Genomic DNA, 17,716 nt, shown 5'->3' on the forward strand with positions numbered 1-17,716 from the left:
AACGAAACCTTCGTTAAGTGAGTCTCTCTGGGATTTGACAAACTCGCCCTACGCGCAGAATATAATACAGCGGGGGAAGTACTGGCCGACGAACTGCGGACACGAGGAGAGCGCGTGGCCTCCACTGTGCGTCATCGAGGTCGTAAGCAGAGCCAGCAATTGGCGAAGCATGGCGGGCATTTACGCCATGATCTGGGTGAATATAGCGAACAGGCCGCGCACGAATTCGCGAAGAGACGCGAGCAGGCTGTGCGTGAACTGGCTCGTTTTAGTGATCGGACCGCGAAGCGACTCTCAAAGAAGAGCGAGAAGGCTGCTCGTTCTGTGACAAAGAAGAGCCGGAAGATCAATAAAGGTCTGAACGAGTATGGCCAGCGTGTATTCCAGGAGATCAGCGAGCAGGATGGGCGCTTCTGGGCGCTTATCGGCTTCGGTATTGGCCTGGTTGCCACAACGATTGCCATGATCTTTGTCATACGTAAGCGTATGCAACAGCCTGAATCGACAGAGGAAGAGCATGTCCTGCTCAAACAGAATGGAAATCTGCGCGAGAAAACTGTTGAAACCGCGCGAGGAACTATTCACGCCATTAACCTGCCTCGTGAGGAGGGCGCGCAACCAGCAGAGGCCGCCCTACCGATTGTAACCGAAGAGCAGTCAACAGCCGACCAGGAGACGCCAAAACTGGTTGGTGTGGCAAGCTCAAAGCGTTACTATCCTATGGGCACACCTCAGCAACTCACATCTGAGTCGACCTCACCCCTGGATATCGTCTACTTTGAGTCAGAGGCTCAAGCACAGGCCGAGGGATATACACCTGCGGAATAGCCTGTCAGAAGCACAGTTAAAAGACGGGAGGACTCTCCTCCCGTCTTTTCTTTTTGTTTGTCTAACTTCTTCTCTGAACACCCTGAGCGCGAAGCGCTAGACACGCCAGTGGCGCTGCGCCCCCGAATGGGGGTTGGGTTTCGGAATAAGACCTTAGTCGTGGAAGCGTCTCTTGCGATATTGCCTGGGTAGTGCGTCATCCGCGAAGCCCTCATTGATGAGCCCATGTTGATAGAGGTAGCGTAGGTAGGCGAGTTGCTGTTCAAAGGTGGATGCTGGTCTCTCGGGCTTATTGGCGGCGGCATCATCTTTTCGGGCATTTTCGGCGGCTTGGTTACTAGAGGATGGCGTTTTGGGAAGCGCCGTCTGGTCAGTGGAACTGCCTGGTTTTTGACTAAAAGGTGTATCAAGAATGGGGGGATGCTCATGCTCAATAGCGACAGTGGTCATGCCTGTTTGAGGCATAGGGCCTTCTGAGGAGAGGAGCCTGGGGGGATTCGAGAGCATGGAGGCATTCCCCAGGTTTGTTGCCTGCTGGTTGCTTGTCGCTTTGGGGCGTCCCCATGGCCACCATGCGAATACATTGTGCAACCACCTCTGGATTGTTTGCGTGATCATAACTCTACCTCTTCATTTACGGCGGACAATCGGTCACTGATTACCCTTCAATCACGCACGATTTGCGATTAGCGTCTCAAAATAAGATAACTCATATTGAGAAACATAGAAACATAGTAGCATATCAACCCAGCCCTTTGCAACCGTTAACTATATTGATTGGCGGCGCGAAAAGTTAGCTTGGAGTTGGCGCACTGAATGCGCATGGGGCTTGAGCTTACCTATAGTCAATTGTACTTGCAATTTCAGGGTGCGCGTGCCATAATCAATAGGTCAGATCGCCTTATTCCAGAGAGAAGCGTTGTGTGCTATGAAACCGGTTATATGCGCGTGGCTGGATACGTAAATGAGTATATCAGTCAGCATGGCCCGGTTGGGAATAGTCGCAGCTTCTGTATGGTTCTTATGGATAGTGAAAAGACGTTGTGGCGAAGTGATCTGAATAGCTAAGGTTTGTAGGACACGTCATCGCTGAAATAGTACAAGAAAGCCAGGTGTCGGCTATGCAGGAAGATGTTCTTGGAACCCGCCGAACTGCCGTCGCAGAAGATATTGTGCTGTGCGCACGATGTGGTAAGGCAACTCCTATAAAGGACTCCCATATCATTGAAGGCGATGTACTGGACGAAACCCTTTCTGAGTTCGAGTACCTTTGCCCCGATTGCTGGCAGGCACTTGAAACGGGCGAAAAAGACCTGCCTATTGTATAGGCGTGTCGTCTTGTAGAAATATTGTAGGCAAAAGGCAAGGTGACGCTACAAGACGTAGTGAGCTTTGGACTTTTGCCTTTTTGCTCTTCATTCGCATCGCCGTTTGTCGCCAAATTTGGAGAAAGAGTCGCAGGGAGCAGATCAGTCAGGGCTATGACTCATGTCCATGGTCCATGTCTATATGCCTATGATGACTGGTTCCCCGTCTCATAAAGAGGGATACTAGTATGCGCATGCGTTACAGGCAGGTAACCTATCGCTCAGTGGGAGCGGGGGCGCAACACCAGTTGGAGCAGCATTATCGTCGTCTCCTTAATGAGGCCTTGCGCCAGGGACAGCAGTCTATGTCACATCGCTCTTCCTCCTGGCGTCCGCTCGCTGACATCCTTGAATCGCCTGAGATGATGATCGTCAAGGTCGAGCTGGCAGGCATGACAGAAGAAGAGATAGAGGTAACACTGTACGAAGATGCTCTGATTGTGAGTGGAACGCGCCAGGATATCCATGGCGGCTTGCCAAATCTCTATTATCATGAAGCCCAGGTACGCTACGGCCCATTTCGCCTGGAGGTGTATATTCCCTATCCCATTCAAGGGGACGCAGTCACCGCGCGCTACGAAAATGGATTCTTATGGGTCGAATTGCCCAGGCTACCTCAGGCGGGAGCCGAGCGTGTAGCTATACAGCGTCCTGATACAGACGCCTGATGAAGATGTGACAATGTATTCTCATTCTCTCTACCCTTCTAATAGGGGCATACCAGCCAGGTGAGATTGATGTTTCTTCCAGCGGTGCGCAGCCATTTCGCTCGCCATTGTAAGTCACCCTGCGAGAAGTTGTAGAGAAGGTTTTGGAGTTATATAAAAATGCATAATAGTGAGCAAGAGTTTGCACAGCAGGAGACACAAGAGGATGAGACTCGATCTGCTAGCATCCCGGGCCAGAATGAGCCCGGTGCTGCCGAGGTGACTCAGCCGCAGGAGCATGAGGAGTCTCCTGCCGATGAGGTCGAAGATCCTGCTCAGAATGAGGAGTCTCCCAGCGCCGAAAGTGAGGAGGAGAACCCGGAGGAGAGCGAGACGCCACGCGAAGAGCCGCAGGCGCAGGAAGTAGTTGAGGAGTCCCTGGCCCAATTCATAGAAGAAGGTGTGAAGGCTGAGGGGGAGGAAGAACCCTTCAACATTCCCGAGATTCTGCCCGTACTGCCGCTAAAGGATGTCGTGGTCTATCCCTACTCGGTACAGCCGCTGGGCGTAGGCCAGGAGCGCTCGATTCGTTTGATTGACGATGTGATGCGCGGAGATCGCCTGGTCGTCCTCGTCGCGCAGAAGTCGGCCGAGATTGAGCAGGCTGGCCCCGATGAGATCTTCCGCATGGGCACGGTCTCGCGTGTGGGGCGTATGTTCCGCATGCCTGATGGAACGCTCCAGATTGCTGTGCAGGGACTAGAGCGCGTCGAGATCGGCGAATTTACCCAGGAGAAGCCCTACTTGATGGCGCATGTTACCGCTCGCCCAGATGTACAGGAGAGCGATAACGAGACCGAGGCCCTCAAGCGCAACGTCATTGGTTACTTCCAGCGCCTGGTCGCCCTGGTACAGAACATGCCCGAGGGGGTCGCCGCTGCAACCCTCAATCTCGAAGAGGCGCGTCAGGTAGTATATGTAATCGCGACCTTCGTTCAGATGGAGCTGGAGCTTCGCCAGAAGCTGCTTGAGCTGGACTCTGTGCGCGAAAAGCTGGTGCAGCTAAGCTTTTTTCTCGCACATGAGCTTGAGATCCTGGAACTGGGCAAGAAAATTCAGACCAGCGCTCAGGAAGAGATGGGCAAGATGCAGCGCGAGTATCTCTTGCGCGAGCAACTCAAGGCCATCCAGCGCGAGCTGGGCGAGGAGAGCGAGGAGCAGGCCACCGTTAACGAGCTTCGGCGCAAGATCGACGAAGCGCAGATGCCCGAGGAGGCCCTTAAAGAAGCCAATCGTGAACTCTCGCGCCTGGAGAAACTGCCCTCGGCCTCGCCCGAATATAGCATCATTCGCACCTACCTGGAGCTGCTCGTCAGCCTGCCGTGGGGGCGGAGCACGGGCGAGAAGATTGATGTCTCGCATGCGCGCCAGGTTCTGGATGAGGATCACTATGACCTGCAAAAGATCAAAGAGCGCATCCTAGAATACCTGGCGGTGCGCCATCTGAAGGAAGAGCGCCAGCAAGAAGAGGAGCAGCGCGAGCGCGAGCAGGGGGAGGCTGAGAGCCAGATCGAGCTTGAGGAGACAGGTGAGAAACGTCGCACCCAGCCACTCTTAACGCAGGAGCAGAAGCGGGTCATTAACCGTGAGCCAATCCTCTGCTTCGTTGGGCCTCCTGGAGTTGGTAAGACCTCGCTGGGTCACTCAATCGCCCGCTCGCTCGGTCGTAAGTTCGCGCGCATCTCCCTGGGGGGTATTCGTGACGAGGCGGAGGTTCGTGGTCACCGCCGCACCTATATCGGCGCGATGCCTGGCCGTATCATCCAGACCCTGCGCCGCGTCGATTCCAATGACCCGGTGATCATGCTCGACGAGGTCGATAAAGTGGGCGCTGACTGGCGTGGAGACCCCTCCTCGGCGTTGCTGGAGGTGCTTGATCCAGAGCAGAACTACAACTTCCGCGACAACTACCTGGACTTGCCCTTTGATCTCTCCAAGGTAATGTTTATCGCCACGGCGAACTCTCTGGAGCCTATTCCGGCCCCCCTGCGTGATCGCATGGAGATTCTGGAACTCTCCGGCTATACCGAGGACCAGAAGGTGCATATCGCGCGTAACTACTTGCTGCCCAAGCAACTGGAAGCCAATGGTCTTAAGCCAGAGGAACTGACACTCGATGACGATGTTCTGCGCCTGGTTGTTCGCAACTATACCCGCGAGGCGGGCGTGCGTAACCTGGAGCGCGAGATAGGGGCACTCTGCCGCAAGGTCGCCAAGCAGATCTCTGAGGGGAAAGAGGGCCCCATTCATATCGAGTCTAACCAGTTGACCGACTACCTGGGTCGCAGGCGCTTCTTTGAAGAGGCCGCCGAGCGCCTGGACCGTCCCGGCATCGCGACCGGCCTGGTGTGGACCGCCGTCGGTGGCGAGATCATCTTCATCGAGGCCGCGACTATGCCTGGCAAGGAGGAGCGCCTGATTCTTACTGGCCAGCTTGGCGATGTCATGAAGGAGTCTGCGACCGCTGCCTTGAGCTATGTGCGCTCTAACGCCCAGGCGTTAGGTCTGCCAAATCACGTCTTCGAGAACCAGAATGTGCATATTCACGTTCCCGCAGGAGCCATTCCTAAGGATGGCCCCTCGGCTGGCGTCACCATGACGACGGTTCTGGTCTCGCTGGCGAGTGGACGTAAGGTTCGCTCCGATGTTGCCATGACGGGCGAGATTACCTTGCGTGGCAAAGTGCTACCGATTGGTGGCGTCAAAGAGAAGGTTCTGGCGGCCTACCGCTCAGGCATTCGCGTCGTGCTCCTGCCCAAGAAGAACGAGAGCGATCTCATGGAAGACCTGCCCAAAGAGCTGCGCGAGGAAATGGAGTTCCACTTCGTCAGCGATATCAGCGAAGTGTTGCAGATCGCGCTTGAGCCAGAGGAGGCAAAGGCTGACCATAAACACGAGGAGAATGGCACAGCGCGTACGCGCAAGCGTAAGAGCGACAAGGGCGAGAAGGTCGTCGCCCACGCTCACGAATAAATAGACAGTCAATCTCCAGTTAGAGGGAGGTCCGGCAATGCCGGACCTCCCTCTCTTGTTTGCGTTCAGGGCTGCTAAAGACCTCAGTATCATATCGGCAATGAGGACCCTGAATTATACAAAATTCCTTGACGTGTATATAAATTCGTGTTATGCTTAAGCTCCAGATATGGAACAAAATTTCCATGTGCTGAAGAGTCGCCTTGTAATGTAAGCACTATATCAGGAGGAACTATGCAGACCAAACTTAACCCATACCTTAGTTTTAAAGACAACGCTCGCGAAGCTATGGAATTTTACAAAACTGTCTTTGGTGGCAACCTGACGATGAGTACTTTCAAAGAATTCCATGCCTCGCAAGATTCAAGCGAAGACAACCTGATTATGCATTCTGTGCTGGAGGCCGATAACGGCATTACTTTTATGGCTTCCGACACCCCCAGCCATATGGAATATAAACCCGGAACAAACTACACTATGTCGCTCAGCGGCGACAATGAGGCGGAGCTAAGAACCTATTTTGAGAAGCTTTCGGCCGGTGGCAATATTACCATGCGGCTTGAGCATGCCCCATGGGGCGACACCTTCGGCTCATTGACCGATAAGTTCGGCGTACCATGGCTCGTGAACATCGCGGGTCAAAAAGCGTAGCGTCTCAGCTCAGGCAAACACTATGCGTGTTATATACAACCAGTGATTGACAGCAGCAAGGAGGCCCGGGATACCAGGCCTCCGCTGCAGTTGAGGAATATTTTGCCAGCTCAGCTGCTCTTTGAGGCTCACATAGCGTCATGTACCCCCGCATCGAATGCGGGGGCTTGCGAGGGGCGCTCGCGCCGTTTGCAGGCCCGAGACATGAGCAGACTCAGCCAGGGGAGGAGCACGCTCCTCCCATCGGGCTCCGTTGCAAGCGAATGCGGCACCGCCGATGTCCATAGGCACGTTCAGGTGCTTCACCAGCCTGAACCTCTGCGGGAAAGCGTTAAAAGGTGTAGAGGGTGAAGCCGGTGCGCTTTCCAACAAACCGCTTGCACACATTGTCGAGGTGAGCATTACCCGCGTAAGCGGAGGCCCGCAAGGGCAAAAAGGAAGGAACCATGTCCAATGTCTTTGTTCTCGATACCATGAAACGGCCGCTGGCCCCGGTCCATCCGGGAAGGGCCCGCCTGCTGCTCAAGGCCGGAAAAGCAGCCGTCTATCGGACCTCTCCCTTTACCATCATCCTCACGCGGGAGGTCGAGCATCCTGCCCCCGCACCACTGCGGCTCAAGATCGATCCGGGAGCCCGCACCACCGGGTTGGCGCTGGTAGACGACGCGGGCGGGGAGGTCGTCTGGGCGGCCGAACTCACCCATCGGGGAGCTGCGATCAAAAAAGCCCTGGACACCCGCCGGACTGTGCGTCGGGGGCGCCGATCCCGCAAGACTCGCTATCGCGCCGCGCGCTTTGCCAACCGGAGGCGCAGCGCCGGCTGGCTGCCCCCCTCGCTCCTCTCGCGGGTGGAGAACATCCTGACCTGGGTGGCGCGGATCAGCGGGGTCGCGCACGTGAGCGCGCTCTCCCAGGAACTGGTGCGCTTCGACCTGCAGAAGCTGGAGCACCCGGACATCTCCGGCATCGAGTATCAGCAAGGGACGCTTTTCGGCTATGAAGTGCGGGAGTACTGCCTGGAGAAATGGGGAAGGGCATGTGCGTACTGCGGGGCAACGGGCATCCCGCTCCAATTGGAACACATCCTTGCGCGTGCCAAGGGGGGCAGCCAGCGGGTCTCCAACCTCACCCTGGCGTGTGAAGCCTGCAACCTGGCAAAAGGCACCCAGGATATTCGAGACTTCCTCGCTCATGATCCTGGGCGCCTGGAGCGCATCTTGAAGCAGACCAAGGCGCCTCTCAAAGATGCGACGGCTGTCAACGCGACGCGATGGCGCTTGTTTGAGCGGCTCAAAGCCACCGGACTCCCGCTGGAAACCGGCTCCGGGGGCCTGACCAAATATAATAGGATCAAACGTGCCCTCCCCAAGACGCATTGGCTCGACGCGGCAGTTGTAGGAGCCTCCACGCCGGAGCGTCTGTGCGCGGCGGATGTCGTGCCCCTGCTCGTGCAAGCAACGGGGCGGGGGCATCGACGGCTGTGCAACGTCAATAAACAGGGGTTCCCGGTCAGCCATCGCAAGCGGCACAAGCGCTACTTTGGGTATCAAACGGGGGACCTGGTGCGAGCCGTTGTCCCCGAGCGCTTTGCCTGCCGGGGAACCCATGTGGGGGGTGTGACGGTGAAAGCTAGCGGCTACTTTACCATCACGACGGCGCACGGCAAGGTCACCGATGTGCCTCACCGCTTTTGCCGGCAGATCGGCCGTAGCACTGGCTACGCCTACCAGATCGGGACACGGCACGCTGCCCCCAGCCCATAAGGAGCGGCCGCCGTGCCCCCTCTGGGGGTTCCTCCCCGGCTTGCAAAGACCGGGACTCCCTGGCCCGTACTTCTGTGGGGCAGTTGCGCACTACCGCTGGACGAAAGACCTCTGAGGAGCGCAGCACGGAGCTATTGACCGTGCCCTTATAGCGCTTGGCGTGTTCTACCACGCGGTTCTTCGTGTCGAGAATCAGTATGTGCATTTCGTCTGATGCAGCCCGAAGTTACTCAATACTTAATGCGAGCGACGGCGGAACTGGCCGAATTGCTTGGTATCGCTGTGTAAACCCAAGCAGGAGGGAGGTAACTGGCTCCCTCCCGCTGCTCCTAACACTATCGCGAACGTTGCGAATGATGTAGTAGCGGGAAGTGGTCAAATCTGAAAGCTTGTAAAAAATGCTGAATGGCAATCTTTACATGAGGCGAGCTTGAAATGGTCTCTTTCCTCCCCTCAAAACGAGCTTACCTCTAGGCAAGATTGCCATTCAGCAAAAAAATGGCTATGAGGATATTGTGGCGTTTCGCGCGCTTATAACTGCTAGGAAGAACGAGTTTGCGCAATTTCACTCGTTCTAAGATACCAGTGAGGCACCCCTTTGGACATATTTGCTCCTAAGGAAATGTTATTATCTCTTGCATACTCATTGCGAGGAGAGAAGACACTGTCGCTCATCTCGACTGAGAAGACAGCAGCACGAAATGCGAGCATTGGAAGGAAATGCATATGCAAAGTTGGCTCATAGTGCCTACCCATAGTGGAGGTCGGTTACAGCAAATAGAGCAAGAACAACCACAGCCTGGACCCGGTCAAGTCCTGGTGAAGATCCGAGCGGCCTCATTGAATCATCGTGACCTCTATATCCTTGAAGAGTTCAGTGCTGAAGATACAGATACTCCCATTGTCCCTTTGTCTGATGGGGCTGGGGAAATTGTTGCCTTGGGCGAAGGAAGCAAGCGTTTTCAAATAGGTGATCGTGTGGTGCTTACGTTCTTTCCCTATTGGCTTGACGGCCCCCCTCGTGAGGATGTGCTCTTGGGGCGAGGTGAAGCTGGGACTCCTGGGGTACTGGCAGGCTATCTCGTCATTGGGGAGCAAGAAGTCCTCCCACTCCCTGAACATCTTAGCTACGCTGAAGGGGCAACGTTGCCTTGTGCAGGAGTGACTGCCTGGAACGCGCTTGCCACTGGGCAACTGCGTACAGGTGAGACTGTCCTGCTTCAAGGAATGGGAGGGGTCTCCGTGTTCGGAATACAGTTTGCCAAGGCGGCAGGAGCGCGAGTAATCGTTCTTTCTCGTTCTGAGGAGAAATTGGCACGGGCGCGGTCTCTAGGAGCCGATGAGACGATCAATACCACCACCACGCCTCGCTGGGACGAGCGAGTGCTCGCACTCACCGATGGACAAGGAGTTGATCACGTGCTTGATGTGGGAGGAGCAGAGACCTTACCTCCTTCATTGCGGTCTGTACGATTGGGGGGCGCATTAATTTGATCGGTGAGCTCGGAGGCTTTACAGGACCAGTGGAACTGAGCGAACTTCGGCAGCGGATGGCTATTGTCCAAACATTCTATGTGGGCAATGGGTGCGCCACAGATTTTTGCATTGAGTCTACCTGAGCAACAGAGCACCGCCACAAGCAGCATCAACGCAAGCCAAGAGATCGCATTTTGGTGATTCACCTCCACTATTTGCCGATGGAACACGGGGGTAATGTCTCTCGCAGAGGGGACTCTAGGTCATAGCACCGAGATTCTCTTGCATCATGCTTTCTGTTGGTGGGTTGCGATCCCTGGCAAACCCACTTCGTCGCTACCTCTTCTTGTGAAAGGAATCGGGAGGAAAGAAATTGGCAGGAAGCAAAGCATTTATCCCCTCCTGCTCCACACGTCTCCGGAATTCCTTCAGAGTTCGCCTATCGCGCGGGGTAAATAACGATGGGCTGGGCTGGCCTGGCTTATAGGTAAGATTGATTGTCAACCTCTTCTCCGTAATAGAAAGATAGAAGGGGTCCGATCGCGCTAGTGTGACCAGGACAAGGTGTTCAGGGTCGGGAAAACCGTTGCGTGTATTCAGAGTATTGACATCTTCACTCTCTACAAGGAAATCCAGGCGTTCTTTGAAGGGGGTATATGGTACATCCTCTGGCGATTGTCTCTGTTTTTGTAAGCTCTCACGCATTTCGTAGAAGACGATCAGCCAACGAAATTCTTGCTCACTTAGTCCATTGTCAGCAAGAAGAGAGGTCTCTTTAATCACCTCATCAGTAGCGAAAAAATAATCATAAATTGGCTCAATGAGAGCAATGTATGCCAGATCGGCACGATCGAAAATATAATCGTAACCTTGAGCGGCAAGCTTCGCCGCAAATGGTTTGCAATATGCTAGATTATCTGCCAGAGTACGTTCATGCATGAAAAGCTCCTTCCTCATAGAGATTTTTTTCTGAGTATATCCTATCACACAGCCACATTTCCTCTGTGATCTGTTGATTATGAGTAGAGGGAAAAGACGGCATAATGTGGTTATGTAACCACGTGCAAAAAGATGTGGGACACCTGTGGGCAATCGTGCCACGTTCGAAGCCATGAATGCCTTTCTCGAAGAGCACCACATCTCTCCCGTCATTGATCGGATATTTCCTTTTGAGCAGGTTCCCCAGGCATTTGAGCATCTTGCAGGAGCCAGTCACGTTGGGAAGGTCGTCATCGAGTGGTAAACACACGCTACCAGTCATGTGTTTGAGGGAGAAGATGGCGTCGCGAACCTCGTTGTGCGAAAGCACTTTACTGGGTAGTGTTGCAAAAATTTTGAGCGGAGAAAATGGAGCAAGTAGTTACGGCACAAGAATCATTGTTATAGAGAAAAGGCGCATGTTTTGCATCTTTTACTGGTAAGGGTGTGTTTGTGTGTCCTTCAATTTGCAGAGCTTTAATTTTTTGCAACACTACCTAGGTTTGCCCGGTAATTGGTTAGCATTGATGAAAAAGCAGAGAGAGCAGTGTCTCACGATGCGCGTGGTCGTCCTGGTGGCTACGGTTCGCGCAAAGTACACACGCTGCTCTCTCTGCTTTTTCCATTTATCTGAGGATTTTAGGCCCTTCTCGAAACAGGGGCCGCTTTGAGCACGTATCTATCTACAATCGAATGAAAAGCAACCGAAAAGCGAGCAGGCTCCTGCGCCAGATAGATCAGGCCGTGATGCAAGATAGCTTTTCGATCAGATTGCTGATCACAAATAAAAAAGCGAACAGCCGTACAAGGTGATATTAAATGCTTAGATGCTTGGCTGCTTACGTTGTCACATTATAGCATACTCAAGGGCCCTGTTCCTCTTTTTGGGAGATTGCGAGGGACATAAAATACTAGCATCCCATAAGGAATTGTGCTAACATAATGAGCATACATTTGCATGCATCTATTTTGAAAAGGTGCATCAACTTCTTTGGGTGCGTTCCGCTCTCCCCAAAGAGAGCTCATCGTTCTGCTGCCTTTGCGCGGACACCTCACAGATGAGCAACGAAATCTCCTCTCGGAGGTTTCATGAGAGCACCTTCTGAAGTCTTGCGCGAGAGGAAATTCCCTCTTCGCAGCAACACAGCAAGGGAACACAACCACTGCCAACAACAAGAGATAAGGAGGTAGAGCACATAAGCACACCCTGGGGAGTAATGAAGCGACTTCCCAGGCCAATCAAAACCGTCCCTACCGAAGGGCTTCCCATGCCACGGGAAAAATTGCTCGTTCTCTACCAGTGGGCATTGCTCTTGTCCACAATTGGCTCCTCCATGCAGGCCTTCTCAGCCAGCATGGACATTGTAACCCGAGCTTCCCTGCCCGTCTCGATTACGCTAGCCATTGCGGCCTTGCTCACTTACTGGCCGTGGGCTGTATTCCCCCTCTTCGGGGGAATTCTCAGCGACCACTTCGAACGGCGGACAATCGTTCGGGGAGCACAAGTACTCCTCTCGCTGCAGTCGCTGCTACTCGCATGCTTCCACACAGAAGCGGCAGTGCTCTACATCATGGGGACTACTGGGGGCATCATTGGGGCACTGAGCAACCCAGCCCAGCTTGGGCTGCTCAGGGATCTCGCGGATGAGAAATATGCCCAGGCGAATGCCAAGATATCGGTGTACAATCAGGCGGGGCAAATCATTGGGGTCACTGTCGGAAGCCTGCTCTTTTTCCAGGCAAATCTCGCTGAGGTGGCTTATATCGCAGACGCCGCCAGCTATCTGCCGGTGATCGTCGTGCTGGGCTTGCTGCCAAAGACGATGCTCACGAGCATGCCGACGGTGGCTGAGTGCACGCAAACCCGCCCCACACTCAAGGAAGCCCGCACCTTTTTGTGGCAAGACGCCACACTCAAACAGGTGCTCATCTTGCGCCTGATTCTGGCATTCGGCGCGAGCGGCGGCTACGTGGCGCAACGGCTCCTTGCTTCCGATGTCTTCGGTGGACTGAAAACATACACCTGGTTCACAGTCATCAATTCAGCGGGCGTCCTGATCGGATCGTCCATCGCGGCGCGTCTGTTCAGAAAGCAACAGCCCTCCGTTCGTGGTGTCTTGACTGGCGCTATAGGATCGCTACTGCTCACAGTAGCGACCGGGCTGTCACACAGCCTCCCGCTGACACTGGCGATCCTGCTCGGCGGGTGCATAGCCTATCTATACTCGAGTGAGCACAGCACACCGTTGCTGGTCGTGAAGGATGGCAGGCTCCGCGAGAGAGTAGCAGGCCTGATGCAGGCGACCACCATGATCTGCACCATCATGTGTAACCTGCTCATTGGGCTACTCACGCTCGTAATCGGTGTATTGTCCACAGAGATAGTACTTGGAGCCTCTTGTCTCCTCATTATGGGCCTCTACAAGGCCCGCGTCAGGTTGAGGGAGAAGAGTTTGACCTAAGGATTCCCGCGTCTCCCTCAGGCGGATACCACGTATTCTGTGGTGTCCGCCTGGGTCGAGTCGTCTCCATGACCTTGACCCGTCTTCGTAGAGCCTCCACCGATTGGAGCTGAGAGGATGGAAGACGTTTCTACGTTACGTAACGTAAAGGGTGCGACACAGATTTTTGCACACCAATGCATAGCTCTACTGTGCCATGCTCTCTCTATACTCCTGAGTGAATACTACTTTGCGCAGGAAGAACCATGCCTGCGTACCCTTTTCTACAACGTATTCAGACACATACGACTGTCGCCAATACCAACAGTTGAGACGCCTTCCTAAGCTAGTAGGAAGACGTCTTTTTGCGCTGAAAGGCGAGCGCTCAATTTCCTCTCACCACCCCTTGCTGGCATGCTCATTGTGCGCAAAAAGTTGTGGCGCACCCTAGCTTGAGAACGCGCGTGACAAAACGTGAACGTTAACCAATATTACACTATGAGGGACGCTCGATGGGCCCAGGGGAAGGGCAGGTACCGGTTTCGAGCCAGGCAACCAGATGTTCGAGATGAATGTTCCAGCCGTTGTTTCTGAGAGTGTAATAGTGATCCCACTCCTTGCCTTCGCCGATGCCCGAATGGATGAGATAGAGACGGGTGCCATCGTTTTCTGCGGTCAATTCAAAGGTTACCGGAGTGGGACTCGGCTCCATGGCTTCCCAGGTATAGCTGAGGCGATGAGGCGGGTCGAGGACGAGGATCTTGCCAAAGTTGTACACTCCCCTCGCACGATCCCACTCAAATCTGATCGCACCCCCAGGCCGTAAATCGAGTTCGGCTTTCACAAGAAACCAGCGTTCCAGCTCGGCTTGCTCGGTCAAGGCCTGGAAGACGCATTGTGGAGTGGCTTTGATGAAGAGTTCTTTCTCAATTGAGCGGCCATCAGAATTGGTTTTCTCCATGATTACTGTACAATCCTTTCTTTATCGGTCACGCCTAGTGCTCAATTCCTTATGGATCTAGAGTACTATTCTCAGACAGGGTCTGTTTTTCGGTGAGAGATTCCTCTCTCTTGAAACTGCGCAGCACATGTCGTTTCTCACTCAATGTGCAGCCGTTCTGCACTTCCCAGTGCATTCCAATTTACAAAGTACAGATGGAAGAAACCTCTTGTGGAGCACTTTGCCCACGAACATTTCTATCAGTGCTCAAGATTGAGGGCAAATCTCATGTTTGAGGGCCAGATTCGCTCACTTCGGTACAAGGCTGAGCAGCTTCGATTATCTCGATGCAACAGGGATGTGCATTTCGTCTAATGCAGCCCGAAGTTACTCAATACCTAATGCGAGCGACGGCCGAACTGGCTGAACTGCTTGGTATCTCCGTCTAAAATAAAGCAGGAGGGAGACGGCACCTCTCTCCTGCTGTTCCTTGGTACCGTCGCGAACGTTGCAAATGATATGGTAGTGAGAAGTGGTCAAATCTGAACAATAACTAGAGAAAGTTAGTCTTTGCAAATATCTCGAAGGAAAACTTCATATACAAAGAAACACGTTCGCGCTGAAGAAAGAACAACACGTTGAGCGGCTCAAACTGTAAATCACGGGATTATGAGGCTCTCACGCACTTTGTGTGAAAGCTCTGCCATATTCGCGAGGCAGGAACATTGAAACTGGCCTTCAACTGGAGATCGCCATTTCTGTGCATCCCGCTCTGGGTATCAGAATCACGCAAACCGCGGGAGAGCCATGTAATTCCCGAATGTACAGTCTGTCCCTACTGCTCAGTCGCCGTCAACCTTTTGCAAACAGTATTCGTTTGAGGAAGAAATAAGGAGGAATGAGAGCTCTTCACCTTGCTGCACAAACTTGTTAAAGTGCATTACAAGCTCATGCAGCAAGATGCATACATTCTACCTACCAGGCGTACGCCTCTGGAGCAGCACCTCCAGGACCTGGGAAGATGCTATCAAGCTGCTTCAAACTATCAGCTGTCAGCGAGACCTCCAGCACACGTAACGTGCCATCGAGTTGCTCAATCGTCCTTGGGCCAATGATAGGAGCGGTTACCACCGGATTCGCCAGCAACCATGCCAGCGCGACGTTAGCAGGTTCCTCACCCAATTCGGCACAGAAATTCTCATACGCTTCCAGTTTGGCCCGATGTTTCTCGATAGCCTCCTGTATGCCAGGTTGAGTGCGGCGTCCCCGCTCCGTTTTGCGCAGGACACCGCCGAGCAAGCCACCAGCAAGAGGACTCCAGGGGATGACACCTAACCCATACGCCTCACAAGCAGGCAGGACCTCAAGTTCAATACTACGAGCGTTCAGATTGTAGAGGCTCTGCTCGGAGACCAGACCGAGGAAATTACGGCGCTGTGCAATCTCGTTGGCCCTGGTGATATGCCAGCCCGCAAAATTGCTACTGCCGACATAGATCACCTTGCCCTCGCGTACCAACTGCTCCATTGCCTGCCAGATTTCTTCCCAGGGCGCCTCGCGGGCGACATGGTGCATTTGATAAATATCGATATGGTCTGTTTGCAGACGGCGCAGACTGGCTTCACAGGCTTTGCGGATATTCAAAGCCGACAGGCGCGAATGGTTCGGCCAGTCACTCCCCATATTCCCATACACTTTCGTTGCCAAGACCACCTTCTCACGACGTCCACCACCCTGAGCGAACCAGCGTCCAATGATCTCTTCGGTGTGCCCTCTGTGTTCAGGACCGCCATAGACATTGGCTGTATCAAAGAAATTGATGCCATGTTCTAGAGCACGGTCCATAATGGCAAAGCTATCGGCCTCGCTCGTTTGCGGCCCAAAGTTCATGGTGCCCAGACACAAACGGCTGACTTCCAGCCCTGTACGACCCAGATGAGTATACTTCATAAAAACGCTACCTTCCAGGATAGAAACAATAAGCATCGACCCCACCCCACACGAAATACGATAACAGCAAGAAAGAGGAACCGTATTCCCGCTAGGAAAATCGTCTTCTCCGATTCGGGCCATCTCATTTGCAGTACGCTCAGTATATAAGATAACCAGCAGCCTTTTTCGGTGTTCCCGCCTCTCGAATAGGCTGTGTTGCAAAAACTCGAAGAACGGAGCTTTATTGCAATTTGACCCATAAATTGCCTCATCCCACGGGATGCGCAACGAGTTTGAGCCCATCAGTGAATTGGCTTGAGGACATTCTTTCTCATGCGCCCATTTTCAAAAGGCAGAGGTATTTCTCGTCCTTTGCAAGAAAAAGCTGGAGCATTGAGCAGGCCGGTGAAGCCACTTCAGCTAAAAGTGCATCTCGTTGCGCATCCCGTGGGCTCATGCCCATTCTTGGGGATTACTGATTGTTTGCTGTGCTTAAAGAGCACACAGCCAAGAGAAACTGATATGTCAAGCAAGTAACCTATAAGCCCCCAAAGTGGACAGGAGCCCACAGGTTGCGCAACGTGGTGGCGTTTTGGAGTGAATCGGCAGTTCTTGCCATGAATGAGGACAGCTTCTCACCGCTTTGTGTGGTAGTCTGTGGTGAGATTTGCCCAAAGATGTTGCTTTTTAGCAGACAAGCCCAAATGAAAGGAAAGCAGGATGGGAACTTCTCTCAGTAAAATCCAACTCCTTGCGGAATTGCACCAGGAACAGGCTTCCTGGCAAGCCTTGCTCGACGAGATTGGGGAAGCCAATATGACACAGCCAGATGTCGCTGGTGGATGGTCGATCAAAGATATCGTTGCCCACCTCACTGGCTGGCGACGCCGGACGGTCCAACGCTTCCAGGCAGCGCTGAAGCACGAACCAGATGTTTCACCGCCCTGGCCGTCAGAGTTGCAGGCAGATGATGACATCAATGCCTGGATTTACGAAGCCAATCGAGATCGTCCCTTAGCAGATGTCCTCAGCGATTCGCGTGACGTCTTTCACCAATTAGTGGAGACCCTTGATGCTTTTTCTGAGGAGGATCTCCAGGATCCTCACCGCTTTGCATGGCTGGAAGGCGAGCCGTTAAGCGGCAAAGCGTTCTTCTCGCACTTTCACGAGGAACATGAGCCAGATATGCGTGCGTGGCTCGACAGAGCGCGGAGGGGGAGGTAACAGGGTCGTGTTCTCAAAAGAGGAACATCGAACTGTGACCACCGAGTTCCACCGCCAGGTCACCTGGATCAGCCGCATCAGATTGCAAGATGTGTGCTGATGGCTGCCAACAGGTCATGCCCACGGGGGCGCAACGAGCTGCCCAGTAGCGAACGCGTGCAAAAACAGGAAGGGGTCGAGGGCACGGATAAGGCACATTTTTCTTCGTGCTCGCTACAGATTTGTAGCTCGTTGCGCATCGCGTGGGAAGAGCCAAAGTCGACCAATGGCAATGAAAACCTTTGACTTTTTGTCGTCTAATGCAGCCCGAAGTTACTCAATACTTAATGCGAGCGACAGCTGAACTAGCCGAGCTGCTCGGGATTGCCGTGTAAACCAAAGCGGGAGGGAGGCAATCGGCTCCCTCCTACTGTTCCTTGGTACTAACGCGAACCTT

General features: G+C 53.7%; 15 protein-coding genes. 10 read left to right on the top strand and 5 right to left on the bottom strand.

Annotated elements, in window-relative coordinates:
- The first annotated feature begins 114 nt into the window (after positions 1–114).
- The gene (locus JMJ04_RS10885) at positions 115–828 is read left to right on the top strand and encodes a tumor necrosis factor receptor family protein (RefSeq protein ID WP_201370511.1); all 714 of its coding nucleotides are present in this window, start codon (positions 115–117) and stop codon (positions 826–828) included.
- A 153-nt stretch (positions 829–981) separates the two neighbouring features.
- Here the strand turns inward: JMJ04_RS10885 and JMJ04_RS10890 are convergent, their stop codons facing one another.
- Positions 982–1,446: a hypothetical protein gene (locus JMJ04_RS10890; protein WP_201370512.1), complete on the bottom strand. Its 465-nt coding sequence runs from the start codon at positions 1,444–1,446 to the stop codon at positions 982–984.
- 503 nt (positions 1,447–1,949) lie between these two features.
- Here JMJ04_RS10890 and JMJ04_RS10895 point away from each other — a divergent pair.
- From JMJ04_RS10895 to iscB, 5 genes are all read left to right on the top strand, one after another.
- Entirely contained in the window at positions 1,950–2,156 is a 207-nt protein-coding gene (locus JMJ04_RS10895; RefSeq protein WP_201370513.1) for a hypothetical protein, read from the top strand.
- A 227-nt stretch (positions 2,157–2,383) separates the two neighbouring features.
- Positions 2,384–2,863 carry an Hsp20/alpha crystallin family protein gene (locus JMJ04_RS10900; RefSeq protein ID WP_201370514.1) on the top strand — a complete coding sequence of 160 codons (480 nt, stop codon included), beginning with the start codon at positions 2,384–2,386 and terminating at the stop codon, positions 2,861–2,863.
- A 159-nt stretch (positions 2,864–3,022) separates the two neighbouring features.
- Positions 3,023–5,875, top strand: a complete 2,853-nt coding sequence (gene lon / locus JMJ04_RS10905) for an endopeptidase La (protein ID WP_236037982.1) — start codon at positions 3,023–3,025, stop codon at positions 5,873–5,875.
- Positions 5,876–6,109: 234 nt separating this feature from the next.
- On the top strand, positions 6,110–6,526 hold the full coding sequence (locus JMJ04_RS10910) for a VOC family protein (protein ID WP_201370515.1): 417 nt from the start codon (positions 6,110–6,112) through the stop codon (positions 6,524–6,526).
- A gap of 446 nt (positions 6,527–6,972) precedes the next feature.
- Complete coding sequence (gene iscB, locus JMJ04_RS10915) at positions 6,973–8,289, top strand: RNA-guided endonuclease IscB (protein WP_201370516.1); 1,317 nt, start codon at positions 6,973–6,975, stop codon at positions 8,287–8,289.
- Here the strand turns inward: iscB and JMJ04_RS10920 are convergent.
- The gene (locus JMJ04_RS10920; protein WP_201370517.1) at positions 8,195–8,494 is read right to left on the bottom strand and encodes a JAB domain-containing protein; all 300 of its coding nucleotides are present in this window, start codon (positions 8,492–8,494) and stop codon (positions 8,195–8,197) included. The two genes, iscB and JMJ04_RS10920, sit on opposite strands and share 95 nt — an antisense overlap.
- A 521-nt stretch (positions 8,495–9,015) precedes the next feature.
- Here JMJ04_RS10920 and JMJ04_RS10925 point away from each other — a divergent pair.
- Positions 9,016–9,783, top strand: coding sequence for a zinc-dependent alcohol dehydrogenase family protein (locus JMJ04_RS10925; protein ID WP_201370518.1), 768 nt, complete (start codon positions 9,016–9,018; stop codon positions 9,781–9,783).
- 318 nt (positions 9,784–10,101) lie between these two features.
- Here the strand turns inward: JMJ04_RS10925 and JMJ04_RS10930 are convergent, their stop codons facing one another.
- Positions 10,102–10,704, bottom strand: a complete 603-nt coding sequence (locus JMJ04_RS10930) for a hypothetical protein (RefSeq protein ID WP_201370519.1) — start codon at positions 10,702–10,704, stop codon at positions 10,102–10,104.
- A gap of 145 nt (positions 10,705–10,849) precedes the next feature.
- Here JMJ04_RS10930 and JMJ04_RS10935 point away from each other — a divergent pair, with 145 nt between their 5' ends.
- Positions 10,850–11,008 (top strand): zinc-binding dehydrogenase, encoded by a 159-nt coding sequence (locus JMJ04_RS10935; protein ID WP_201370520.1) that lies wholly within the window; start codon positions 10,850–10,852, stop codon positions 11,006–11,008.
- A 1,003-nt stretch (positions 11,009–12,011) separates the two neighbouring features.
- Positions 12,012–13,205, top strand: coding sequence for an MFS transporter (locus tag JMJ04_RS10940; RefSeq protein WP_201370521.1), 1,194 nt, complete (start codon positions 12,012–12,014; stop codon positions 13,203–13,205).
- 475 nt (positions 13,206–13,680) lie between these two features.
- Here the strand turns inward: JMJ04_RS10940 and JMJ04_RS10945 are convergent, their stop codons facing one another.
- Both JMJ04_RS10945 and JMJ04_RS10950 read right to left on the bottom strand, forming a co-directional pair.
- Positions 13,681–14,145: an SRPBCC family protein gene (locus tag JMJ04_RS10945; RefSeq protein ID WP_201370522.1), complete on the bottom strand. Its 465-nt coding sequence runs from the start codon at positions 14,143–14,145 to the stop codon at positions 13,681–13,683.
- Between the two features lie 954 nt (positions 14,146–15,099).
- Positions 15,100–16,074, bottom strand: a complete 975-nt coding sequence (locus tag JMJ04_RS10950; protein ID WP_201370523.1) for an aldo/keto reductase — start codon at positions 16,072–16,074, stop codon at positions 15,100–15,102.
- Positions 16,075–16,776: 702 nt separating this feature from the next.
- Between JMJ04_RS10950 and JMJ04_RS10955 the strand changes: the two genes are divergently transcribed.
- Positions 16,777–17,280 (top strand): ClbS/DfsB family four-helix bundle protein, encoded by a 504-nt coding sequence (locus JMJ04_RS10955; RefSeq protein ID WP_201370524.1) that lies wholly within the window; start codon positions 16,777–16,779, stop codon positions 17,278–17,280.
- Positions 17,281–17,716: the final 436 nt, after the last annotated feature.

It is taken from the genome of Ktedonobacter robiniae, from assembly GCF_016587375.1.
GTDB classification, from domain to species: domain Bacteria; phylum Chloroflexota; class Ktedonobacteria; order Ktedonobacterales; family Ktedonobacteraceae; genus Ktedonobacter; species Ktedonobacter robiniae.

What these genes read in the sequence shown, in the direction of transcription:
- JMJ04_RS10930 (WP_201370519.1), bottom strand. Translation starts at nt 10,704, where the DNA reads ATGCATGAACGTACTCTGGCAGATAATCTAGCATATTGCAAACCATTT.
- JMJ04_RS10940 (WP_201370521.1), top strand. Translation starts at nt 12,012, where the DNA reads ATGCCACGGGAAAAATTGCTCGTTCTCTACCAGTGGGCATTGCTCTTG.
- JMJ04_RS10920 (WP_201370517.1), bottom strand. Translation starts at nt 8,494, where the DNA reads ATGCACATACTGATTCTCGACACGAAGAACCGCGTGGTAGAACACGCC.
- JMJ04_RS10925 (WP_201370518.1), top strand. Translation starts at nt 9,016, where the DNA reads ATGCAAAGTTGGCTCATAGTGCCTACCCATAGTGGAGGTCGGTTACAG.
- JMJ04_RS10955 (WP_201370524.1), top strand. Translation starts at nt 16,777, where the DNA reads ATGGGAACTTCTCTCAGTAAAATCCAACTCCTTGCGGAATTGCACCAG.
- JMJ04_RS10890 (WP_201370512.1), bottom strand. Translation starts at nt 1,446, where the DNA reads ATGATCACGCAAACAATCCAGAGGTGGTTGCACAATGTATTCGCATGG.
- JMJ04_RS10895 (WP_201370513.1), top strand. Translation starts at nt 1,950, where the DNA reads ATGCAGGAAGATGTTCTTGGAACCCGCCGAACTGCCGTCGCAGAAGAT.
- JMJ04_RS10950 (WP_201370523.1), bottom strand. Translation starts at nt 16,074, where the DNA reads ATGAAGTATACTCATCTGGGTCGTACAGGGCTGGAAGTCAGCCGTTTG.
- JMJ04_RS10900 (WP_201370514.1), top strand. Translation starts at nt 2,384, where the DNA reads ATGCGCATGCGTTACAGGCAGGTAACCTATCGCTCAGTGGGAGCGGGG.
- JMJ04_RS10945 (WP_201370522.1), bottom strand. Translation starts at nt 14,145, where the DNA reads ATGGAGAAAACCAATTCTGATGGCCGCTCAATTGAGAAAGAACTCTTC.
- lon (WP_236037982.1), top strand. Translation starts at nt 3,023, where the DNA reads ATGCATAATAGTGAGCAAGAGTTTGCACAGCAGGAGACACAAGAGGAT.
- iscB (WP_201370516.1), top strand. Translation starts at nt 6,973, where the DNA reads ATGTCCAATGTCTTTGTTCTCGATACCATGAAACGGCCGCTGGCCCCG.
- JMJ04_RS10910 (WP_201370515.1), top strand. Translation starts at nt 6,110, where the DNA reads ATGCAGACCAAACTTAACCCATACCTTAGTTTTAAAGACAACGCTCGC.